At 69.8% G+C, this 9,411-nt stretch carries 8 protein-coding genes and 2 pseudogenes; 4 read left to right on the forward strand and 6 right to left on the reverse strand.

What is annotated here, in order from left to right:
• Positions 1–69 precede the first annotated feature (69 nt).
• Positions 70–1,041 (forward strand): annotated as a pseudogene (locus tag ACFVZW_RS24045) (alkaline phosphatase D family protein); the annotation flags it as partial.
• Between the two features lie 200 nt (positions 1,042–1,241).
• On the opposite strand, the gene ACFVZW_RS24050 reads toward ACFVZW_RS24045, so the two are convergent.
• Positions 1,242–1,778 (reverse strand): NUDIX hydrolase family protein, encoded by a 537-nt coding sequence (locus ACFVZW_RS24050; RefSeq protein ID WP_384524735.1) that lies wholly within the window; start codon positions 1,776–1,778, stop codon positions 1,242–1,244.
• 245 nt (positions 1,779–2,023) lie between these two features.
• On the reverse strand, positions 2,024–3,637 hold the full coding sequence (locus tag ACFVZW_RS24055) for an FAD-binding oxidoreductase (RefSeq protein ID WP_384524737.1): 1,614 nt from the start codon (positions 3,635–3,637) through the stop codon (positions 2,024–2,026).
• Between the two features lie 66 nt (positions 3,638–3,703).
• On the opposite strand from ACFVZW_RS24055, the gene ACFVZW_RS24060 reads away from it, so the two are divergent.
• Complete coding sequence (locus ACFVZW_RS24060) at positions 3,704–4,366, forward strand: TetR/AcrR family transcriptional regulator (protein ID WP_384524740.1); 663 nt, start codon at positions 3,704–3,706, stop codon at positions 4,364–4,366.
• 13 nt (positions 4,367–4,379) lie between these two features.
• On the opposite strand, the gene ACFVZW_RS24065 is transcribed toward ACFVZW_RS24060, so the two are convergent.
• The 3 genes from ACFVZW_RS24065 to ACFVZW_RS24075 form a co-directional block, all read right to left on the reverse strand.
• Entirely contained in the window at positions 4,380–6,041 is a 1,662-nt protein-coding gene (locus tag ACFVZW_RS24065) for a phospholipase D family protein (protein WP_384524742.1), read from the reverse strand.
• A 211-nt stretch (positions 6,042–6,252) separates the two neighbouring features.
• Positions 6,253–6,765 carry an HD domain-containing protein gene (locus ACFVZW_RS24070; protein WP_384524745.1) on the reverse strand — a complete coding sequence of 171 codons (513 nt, stop codon included), beginning with the start codon at positions 6,763–6,765 and terminating at the stop codon, positions 6,253–6,255.
• Between the two features lie 231 nt (positions 6,766–6,996).
• Positions 6,997–7,734 carry a dienelactone hydrolase family protein gene (locus ACFVZW_RS24075; RefSeq protein WP_384524747.1) on the reverse strand — a complete coding sequence of 246 codons (738 nt, stop codon included), beginning with the start codon at positions 7,732–7,734 and terminating at the stop codon, positions 6,997–6,999.
• A 102-nt stretch (positions 7,735–7,836) separates the two neighbouring features.
• On the opposite strand from ACFVZW_RS24075, the gene ACFVZW_RS24080 reads away from it, so the two are divergent.
• Entirely contained in the window at positions 7,837–8,334 is a 498-nt protein-coding gene (locus tag ACFVZW_RS24080) for a hypothetical protein (protein WP_384524750.1), read from the forward strand.
• A gap of 259 nt (positions 8,335–8,593) precedes the next feature.
• Positions 8,594–9,064, forward strand: coding sequence for a hypothetical protein (locus ACFVZW_RS24085; RefSeq protein ID WP_384524753.1), 471 nt, complete (start codon positions 8,594–8,596; stop codon positions 9,062–9,064).
• A gap of 57 nt (positions 9,065–9,121) precedes the next feature.
• On the opposite strand, the pseudogene ACFVZW_RS24090 reads toward ACFVZW_RS24085, so the two are convergent.
• A pseudogene (locus tag ACFVZW_RS24090) lies at positions 9,122–9,411 on the reverse strand (hypothetical protein); the annotation flags it as partial.

Genomic DNA, 9,411 nt, shown 5'->3' on the forward strand with positions numbered 1-9,411 from the left:
TGTTCTCTCTTAGCTATGTCCGCACCGAGCGCGGATCCCACTACCCCGACTGGGGGGGGGGGGGGGGCCCCCCCCCCCCACGTCCGCGACCACGAGGGCCCCGGCATCTTCACGATCGCCGACTACCGCCGCCGCCACGCCCTCTACAAGGGCGACGCCTCCCTGCGCGAGGCGCACGCCGCGCACCCGTGGTTCCTGACGTGGGACGACCACGAGGTCGTCAATGACTACTCCGGTACGGGTGGAGGCGCGCCCTTCATGCAGCGCCGGGCGGCCGCGTACCAGGCGTGGTACGAGAACATGCCGCACCGCGACGGCGGCGCGGGCACCTCGGCCGCGCTGCCGGACCCGGAGATCCACCGGGTACGGCGCTGGGGCGACCTGCTGGAACTGTCCGTCCTCGACCTGCGCTCGTACCGCTCGGCGCAGAACCTCGCCGACGGCACGATCCTCGGCTCCGGCCAGAAGTCCTGGCTGAAGCGGAACATCGACCAGGCTCCGGACTCCTGGCACGTCTGGACCAACTCGATCATGCTCAGCCAGCTGCGGAGCCGTCCCGGCGGCTCGTTCATGTTCACCGATCAGTGGGACGGCTTCCGCGCCGAGCGCAAGGAGGTCCTCGGGCATGTGCACAGCACGGGGATGGAGGACCTGGTCGTCATCACCGGCGACTGGCACTCGGCCTTCGTCGACGACATCCGGCCCGACTTCGACGACGTCACCTCGCCGGTGATCGGTACGGAGTTCACGGCGCACTCGGTGACCTCGGGCGCCTACTCGGCGAGCTGGAACGCCACGAACGGGCCGATCATGGGCGCGGGCAACCCGCACCTGAAGTACTTCGAGGGCAACCGCTACGGCTACGACGTCTACGAGGTCACCCCGGAGCGCTTCAGCGCCCACATGCGGGTCATCGACGACCGCCGTGACCCGGCGTCCCGCGTCTCCACGCTGACCACGTTCCATGTGGACCGCGGGCAGCCGGGCTCGTACGAGGACCCGGCGACGAAGAACTCGCCGGCGCAGTACCGCAGGGACTGACACACCGAGAGCGCCCGTCCCGCCGGTCGTGACCGGCGGGACGCCGCAACGGTCGGCAGGGCCTCTCCGAGCGTCGCGGTGTGGAGCCGGGCTGATCGAGTTCGCTGGTGGCCTGGCCCGTTGTACGGCACTTCCGCCAGGCCGCGTCCAGTCGGTGGGGTGGGCGATTGCTCATCGCCTGGCGAGCGTGCGGACAGCCCTCAGTATGCGTGTCCCACATGCGCGAGGGCCTGCTTCAGCAGCACCCCGTGGCCGCCCGGCATCTCGCCCTGAACGGCCGGGGAGGCCGCCTCCTGCGGGCTGAACCACACCAGGTCCAGCGCGTCCTGCCGCGGACGGCAGTCGCCGGTCACCGGCACGATGTACGCGAGAGAGACAGCGTGCTGGCGCGGGTCGTGGTAGGGGGTGATGCCCGCCGTGGGGAAGTACTCGGCGACCGTGAAGGGCTGCAAGGACGCGGGGACACGAGGCAGGGCCACCGGGCCGAGGTCCTTCTCCAGATGGCGTAGCAGCGCGTCACGGACTCGCTCGTGGTGCATGACACGGCCGGATACCAGGGTGCGATTGATCGTCCCGTCCTCGCGGATCCTCAGAAGCACTCCGATGCTGGTGACTTCGCCGCTGTCGTCGACGCGCACGGGCACGGCCTCGACGTACAGGATCGGCATCTGGGCCCTGGCGATGCCCAGCTCATCAGTGGTCAGCCAGCCGGGCGTGGTCTCGGTCATGTCAGACATCGCTTGATCATACTTTCCAGGCCGGGCCTTGCCCCACGTTGCGTGTCTGCCAGCCGGGTGGGAGTTGGGGAGAGGCCGTCGCCGCCGAGGGCGGGAGGGAAGGTTCGGACGTATGGGACCGACGGAGGGTCCGAACGGTCCAACGACTCGCCCGGACGGATCTGCCTGCATCCGCGGATGCCCACCCGGCGGGATGCGCTCACGCATCGCCCTCGCCGAGTGGGCATGCAAGCCGCCGCGCTTGCTCAGGGCTTGCGCAGGGGGTCGATCACGACACCGGGGTTGAGGATGCCCGCCGGGTCGAGCGTCGCCTTGCCGGCCTGGAGGGCGGCGGCGAACAGGTCCGGGCGCTGCCGGTCGTACCAAGGCCGGTGGTCGCGGCCCACCGCGTGGTGGTGGGTGATGGTGGCTCCGGAGGCGATCAGCGCGTCGGACACCGCCGCCTTGATCTCGTCCCACTGCTCCACCGTCTTGCCCCAGGCGCCCGCGGCGTAGATGCCGAAGTACGGTGCGGGGCCGTCGGGATAGACGTGGGTGAACCGGCAGGTCACCACGCCCGTGGCGCCGACCTGGCGCATCGCGTCCTGGGCCGCGTCGTTGACGGCTGCGCGGAGGCTGTCGAACCGGTCCCAGGTGCACGCGGTTTCGAAGGTTTCCACGATCATGCCCTGAGCCGCGAGCGCGTCGCGCTGGTACGGCATCCGAACGAACGAGGAGCGCCAAGTGTCGGCGGCCCCGCTGTGCGCGGACTGGTCGGCGGTGTCGGTGTGGCGAGCCGGCTCGGCCAGGGTGCCACCGTGGTCACGGCAGAGCTCCAGGGCGCGGTCCATCCAGGCGGTGACGGGATGATCCGCGGATTCGAAGCCGAGCACAAGGACGGCCGTGGGGGAGCCGGCGTTGATGAACGCCTCGACGGGGTCCAGGAGGCGGCAGTTGGAAGGATGCAGTCCGGACTGGGACAGTGCGCGTACGGCGTTCACGCCGGCGTCGTAGTCGGCGAAACCCACCGAGGCTCCTGCCCGCCACCGGGGCCGGTCCTGGAGCCGTACCCATGCCTGGGTGATGACTCCGAGGGACCCCTCGGAGCCGAGGAACATCCGGTCAGGGGAAGGGCCCGCACCCGAGGCGGGAAGTCGAAGGGACTCGATGACGCCGGCGGGGGTGACGACCCGGAGCGACTCGGTGAGGTCGTCGATGTGCGTGAGGACCGTGGCGAAGTGACCTCCGGCCCGGGTGGCCAGCCAGCCGCCGAGGGTGGAGAACTCGAAGGACTGGGGGAAGAACCGGAGCGTGTAGCCCTGTGGCCTCAGCTGGTCCTCCAGGTGTGGGCCGAAGACTCCGGCCTGGACGAGCGCGGCCCGGCTGGTGCGGTCGACCTCGAGGACCTGGTCCATCGAGGTGAGGTCCAGGCTGACCGCCCCCGCGTAGTCGCCGCCGACGCGCGGCTCGACACCACCCACGACCGACGAGCCGCCGCCGAAGGGGATGGCCGCGATGCCGGCGTCGCTGCACCAGTCGAGCACCTGGACGACCTCGGCCTCCGAGGTCGGGCGTACGACGAGGTCGGGTACGTACGGCAGCTTCCCGAGCAGCGCCCGGACCACGTCGCGGAACGCCTGCCCGTGGCTGTGCGCCAGCCGGTCCTGTATGTCCTCGGAGACGATCGAGGCCAGAGCCGATGGCGCTTTGACCCTGCTCGCGCCCACGCCGAACGACTCGATCGGCGGAGCCGCATGCGGGGTCAGGTCCGCTCCCGGCAGCAACTCGGAGACCCTGCGGGTCAGCGCGTCACGCTCCGCGCCGGCCACCGCATCCTCGACGTTTCCCCATCCCCACCACGAACGCGTCCTGCCTTGCATTCCCGACACCACCGATCTGAACGCTGGGTAAGTTAACGCGCGGTAAGATTGGCATAGGGTGCAGCCATGAGCAAGCAGGAGAAGATCGCGCGCGGTGTGGGCACCAAGGGCATGCCCCGTAAGGACCGCGAACTGCTGATCCTGGACGCGGCGGCGGAGGAGTTCGGCACCAAGGGCTACGTGCGCGGCTCGACCGCGGTGGTGGCGTCGCGGGCAGGGATCAGCAAGCCCATGATCTACGAGTACTTCGGGTCCAAGGACGGTCTCTACCAGGCCTGCCTGGACCGCGCCGGCTCCCGCCTCGTCGCGGCGGTCGCGTCAGCGCAAGACGGATCACACGACATCGCGCGCGCCGCACGCACCATGGAGGCCGTCTTCCGGGCGCTCGAGTCGCGCCTGCACGACTGGGAACTCGTCTACGACAGCACCGTGGCGGCCGACACCGACCTCCATGCCGCAGCCACCGCGTACCGGCGGGAACTCAACAGCATGGGAGCAGTCGGAGTGGCCGAGATCCTCGGAGCCTCACAGGCCACGGACCCGCTCGATGCCGACCTCGTCACGCACCTTTGGTACGGGACGGTGAGTTCCGCGGTCGGATGGTGGCGCCACCACCCCGAGCAGACCGCCGACGAGATGGCCGCACGATTCCAACGGGTCTTCACGGCCCTGTTCCCGCAGGACCCTTCGAACCATGAGGCGGGTGCCCGGCCGCACGAGGAGCGGTGACCACGTGGCGCCGTCAGAACGTGTGGCGGCGCCGCAGGCCCATGGGACGGCCGTCGGGATCGACCAGGAGGTGGTGCAGCGGCGTTGCCAGCACCCTCTCCATTCTGGGCAGGGCCGGGGGGACATACCGGCGTAGACGGCCCGACGGCCGGGGGCCACGGCACCCGTTGTCGTACCAGTCGTCCAGCGCGGCGGCGGTCTCCTCGAAGGCACTGAGGGCGGTCACGGGATCGCACAGTGCGTCCGGCGTCCACCCCTCCGTCTCCCCTGCCGCGCGCGGCCGCTCGCCCGCATCGCCGGGGGCATCGTGGTCGAAGGCTCCCAGGTGCTCGGACATCAGATCCAGGCGGAGGTTCCGGGCGAAGGCGCGCGCGCCGTCTCCGAGTCCACCCGGGTCCGTCGGCCGCCGTGGGTCCCGACTCTCGTCGATCACGGCGCAGCTGAGCTCGGAATCGTGGGTCCACGAGCGGAGGTTGATGTTGTCGGAGCCCACAGAGGCCCATACGTCGTCGATGACGCACACCTTGGCGTGCACGTAGACGGGGGTTCCGGCCCGGTTCTCCAGGCCGTACACCGCGACCCGGTCACCGCCGGCGCGGCGCAGCTCGTCCAGAGCCTTGATCCTTCCGATCAGGTTCATGGGCAGCGTGATCCGGCCGTCCTGCTCCGGCACGGAGGGGATGACGGCGATCAGCAGCAGTCGCGGATGCCTGGTCAGCGCCCGGGCGAAGCAGGCCACCACGTGCGGGGACCACAGGTACTGGTCCTCGACATAGATCAGCGTCCGGGCCCGACGCAGCGCCTTGAGGTATCCGCGCGCGATGCTGCGCTCCCCGTCGGGGGCGAAGGGGTATCCGCGCAGCAGCCGGTTCGGATAGGTGCGGAGCAGCTGCACGGTGTGCGTACCGCAGGGGGCGGGATCGGCTTCCTGCGGGGGCAGGCGGCCCGCGTCGGTGTCCTCCCGGTGCACCCGTTGACGCACTCGCGTGAGCGGACTGCGGGTGAGCGGCGACGGGTCCTCCCACCGTTCACGGAAGACCGCTTCGACGTCGCCGACCACCGGCCCGTGAAGGGCGAGCTGGACGTCGTGCCACGGTGGGTGCGGCCCGTAGACGGACGCCATGCTCAACGACTGGCGGTCGCCGCTGTGGGTGGCGTCGTCGTTGCGGTTGTGGCAGAGGTCGATTCCGCCGACGTACGCGACATCCAGCTCCTCGCGGCCGGGGTGGCGCAGCACCACCATCTTCTGGTGGTGCGACCCGCCGGGCCGCACCCGCATGTCGAGCAGGCACTCGCCGCCCGCTTCCTCGAGCTCCTGGCCGAAGTGGAGGTTCTGCTCCTGACTGAAGTGGAAATTGTCCAGGTGGGAGCGCCACAGCAACCCCTTGACGATGACCCCGCGCTCGGCCGCGCGGCACAGGACCGCGCCGATCTCCGTGCCGTGTCCGTCAAGCCTCTCGTCGGGATCGCCGCGCCAGTCGGTGAACAGGAGCAGGTCGCCGGCGCGCATCGCACGGACGGCGGCCAGGAGCTCGGTGAAGTAGGCAGCGCCGTGAACCAGCGGCCGGGCCTCATTCCCGTCGGACCAGGCAACCCCGTCCGGGCGTCGCTCGTCGAGGCGCGTCGCGGAATTGCCGCGTTCACCGGACAGCAGAAGCCAGTCAGAGCGCGTCACGGAATCGGCCCTCCGATGCGCCCCTACCCACTACACGGCACCTCACCCGACTCAAGCGGGTGCGGCCCGGGGCCGATCGATCATGCCCGGCGGGGCTCGCTCACCCACTGCTCCGACGGGCGCAGGAGCATCTGCGTCGTCGGGCGGCACTAAGCGCCCCGTCCGTCACTCCGCAGGCGATCTGGGGGTGGTGGCGCTCTCCGTGGCGCCCCTAGTCGGCGCGGTGCTCGTCCAGCTCCGGGAGCAAGGCCGGATTGACGGTGCGCACGATGGTCTCGATCTCGGCCCGGCTGGCCGCCGGCCAGAGCACGGCGCGCGCGGCGCGGTACTTCGCGGCGAGGCGTTCCCGCGTCTCCGGCGGCAGCTGGGCGGCTCGGTCGTCGCGGGAGTTGTGCGCGTTGTCGGCGATCTTCACGAGCGTTGCTTGTGGGTTGGCGGCGATGTACCGGACCTTCTCCTCGTACGCCATCCCCGGCTGGTTGGTCACTGCCTGGACGATCGCGACGACCTGTGTGGGGACACCGGTGCCCAACAGAGATTCGGCGGTCCAGTCGGTGTCCTCCAGGACGTCGTGCAGGAGACCGGCCATGACCAAAGCGTCGCCGAGCGGCGCGAGCCCGGCGGCCACCGCACGGACATGCTCGATATAGGGAACGCCGACCTTGTCGACCTGTCCGGCATGGGCTTGCTCGGCCAGAAGCTCGATCTCGCGGACGGACTTCATGCTCCTCCTTCAAGGGGTCACATACCGGGTTCGACGGGAGTGTACGGCTCACGGGCCAACGCCACGGCCGGGCGCGTCGCGGGCGAGATGGTCGCCGAGGGCCTCTGCCCAACTCGACGAAGTGCGAGCGCAGGGTGACGCGTTGCCGTTACCGGGGTGTGACCGAGATACGCGCGAAAGGGGCAACGACCCGAAGCCGACCAGGCCCCTGCGCCGGCATGCTTACCTGGGTCATGCTTCCGGATCCTCCGTCACGGGCAGGCACTCGGCGAGCAGGTCGACGACGTCGCGCCAGGCTCGCTGCGCGTGCCGTGGGTGGTAGCCGACTCCGGGGACCACGGGGTGGTCGACCGGCGGGTGGTGGAAGGCATGCAAGGCGCCGCCGTAGACCGCGAGGCGCCAGTCGACGCCCGCGGCCTGCATTTCAGCGGCGAACGCGTTCCGTTGCGCGGGCGGCATGATCGGGTCTTCCGACCCGACCCCGGCCCACACCGGGCAGCGAATGCGCGCCGCCTCGCCCGGTCGGCCCGTGGTAGTTGCGTTGACTGTCCCGATCGCGCGCAGGTTGACGCCATCGCGCCCGAGTTCCAGCGCGATGGCGCCCCCGGTGCCGTAGCCGACGGCGGCGATCCGGTCGGGGTCGGTCCGCGGTTCGGTGCGCAACACGTCGAGCGCCGCATGGCCGATGCCCCGCATCCGGTCGGGATCAGCGAGCAGCGGCAGGCAACGGGCCAGCATCTCCTCGGGGTCGCCCAAATAGCGCCCGCCGTGAAGGTCGAAGGCCAGCGCTATATATCCCAGTTCGGCGAGAGCATCGGCCCGGCGGCGCTCGACGTCGCTGAGCCCCATGCCCTCTGGTCCGAGCAGCACCGCGGGCCGGCGGTCGACACCAGCCGGGAGCGCGAGGTGCCCGATCATCGTCAAACCGTCGGCCGGGTACTCGACCGTACGCGTCGTAATCGTCGTCATGAGACTGGACTGTAGTGATCGTCGAGCCCGGTCCGGCTGGTGTTCTGCCGCCGGCAGAACAGCGCGGGTGTCCCTCGGAAATACGGCAAGATCCAGTCCCGCTTGGAGGTTCGACAGCCCTCGGCCAAGACGAACGGAGCCGAGCACCTCGACCTGATGTGTATCGGCCCGTCGGCCCGAACCGCCGTCGAGTTCAAGTACTTCAAGGCACGGTGGGCCGGAGTGGCCGGGCCATTGGAGGAGGAGTACACCCTGGCGTCACACGCCGCTACCGACGTCGGCCGCCTGGGCTTCGTCTCCGACATCGCGCGACTGGAGCGATACTGCACTCATCCGGACCAGAACGGCCTGGCACTGCTCCTGACCAACGACAGGGCGCTGTGGACGCCTCCGAAGGACGGCGCTCGCAGAACCAGGGACGCGGACTTCCGCATCCACGAAGGCCGCACCCTCACCGGCGAACTCCTCTGGGGCGGGGGCGATTACGAACCCAACACCCGGACTCTGCACGACACTTGTCACCTCTCCTGGGAGGACTACTCCCGACAGGAGGGCCCGCGAGGGGAGTTCCGGTACGTGGCCACGTGGGTCAGCCATTGACCGTCGTCGACACTGCATGCGAGGATCCGTGGGCAGGTCAAACGACGGGGCCGCCCGTAGACGGCGGTACCGCCGGAACGCGGCCAGCGGCACCTGAGGCCGCCCCGGCCGGGACCTGCCCGGGCGATCTTCGTGGTGCGGCCGCACCATCCTCTCGACATCTCACTCGGGAAGTCGGCCCTGGCCCCGGCACGGCGCGGTGTTGTCAGTCCCCGCCGCTACCGTTCGGCTATTCACGATCTTCAGGGAGGATGGCTCGATGGGTGCCAGCGGATGGGACTACGTCACCGGGTACGACGGCGATGTCGAGGCGGCCTTTGCGGCATTGCAGGCCAGGGTGTTTCAGGAGGAGTACGGCGACGACGCTCGCTACGGAAGCCTGGAGGACCTGTACGAGGACGAGGAGTTCATGGGGACGGAGGGCACCCATACGATCCTCGACATCGACAGGATCGTTGCCACGGACACCCCGCCGACGCGGTCCGAGATTGCCGACATCGGCACCCTGCGCCCGCTGGCACTCAGCCGCGTGGTGCACCACTTCGGCACAGACCGCCCATCGGTCGAGCGGTACGAAGAGCTCGTCGCCGCCGCCCATGAGGCTGAGAGCCAGGAGCACGAACGGAGCCTACTCGGCGAGTGTCAGATGCGGTGGACCGGCTGTTACGTCGTCCTCTACTCCGGTGACACACCGACTCACCTCGGAATCTTCGGCTTCTCCGGAGATTAGGACGGATCCAACGGGGCGTGTGACTGCCCGGGGGGTACGCCCCCCGGGCCCGTTCCGTCATCCTGCGGCTTCGACGGGCGCGTTGACGGTGCGGGACTCGTTCTTCGGCAGCCTGGTGGCGAAGGTGGATTCGAAGGTCCGGTAAGCGTTCTCCTGCTTCCACTGCACCGAGGCCTTGGCCCTGGACGCGAGGAACCGGGCGCAGCGCGGACCGGGGGTGGGGGTTGCCGAGGCGGTGTCAGCCGCCGCGCGGGTGGTGCCCGTGGAGGGCGGAGCGCTCGCGGTGAGAGTGGTCTTGTCGATGCAGTAGCCGGCGTCCACGGCGATTCTCAGCAGCAGCTCGGTGG

This window comes from Streptomyces sp. NPDC059567 (assembly GCF_042735655.1).
In the GTDB taxonomy this organism is placed as follows: domain Bacteria; phylum Actinomycetota; class Actinomycetes; order Streptomycetales; family Streptomycetaceae; genus Streptomyces.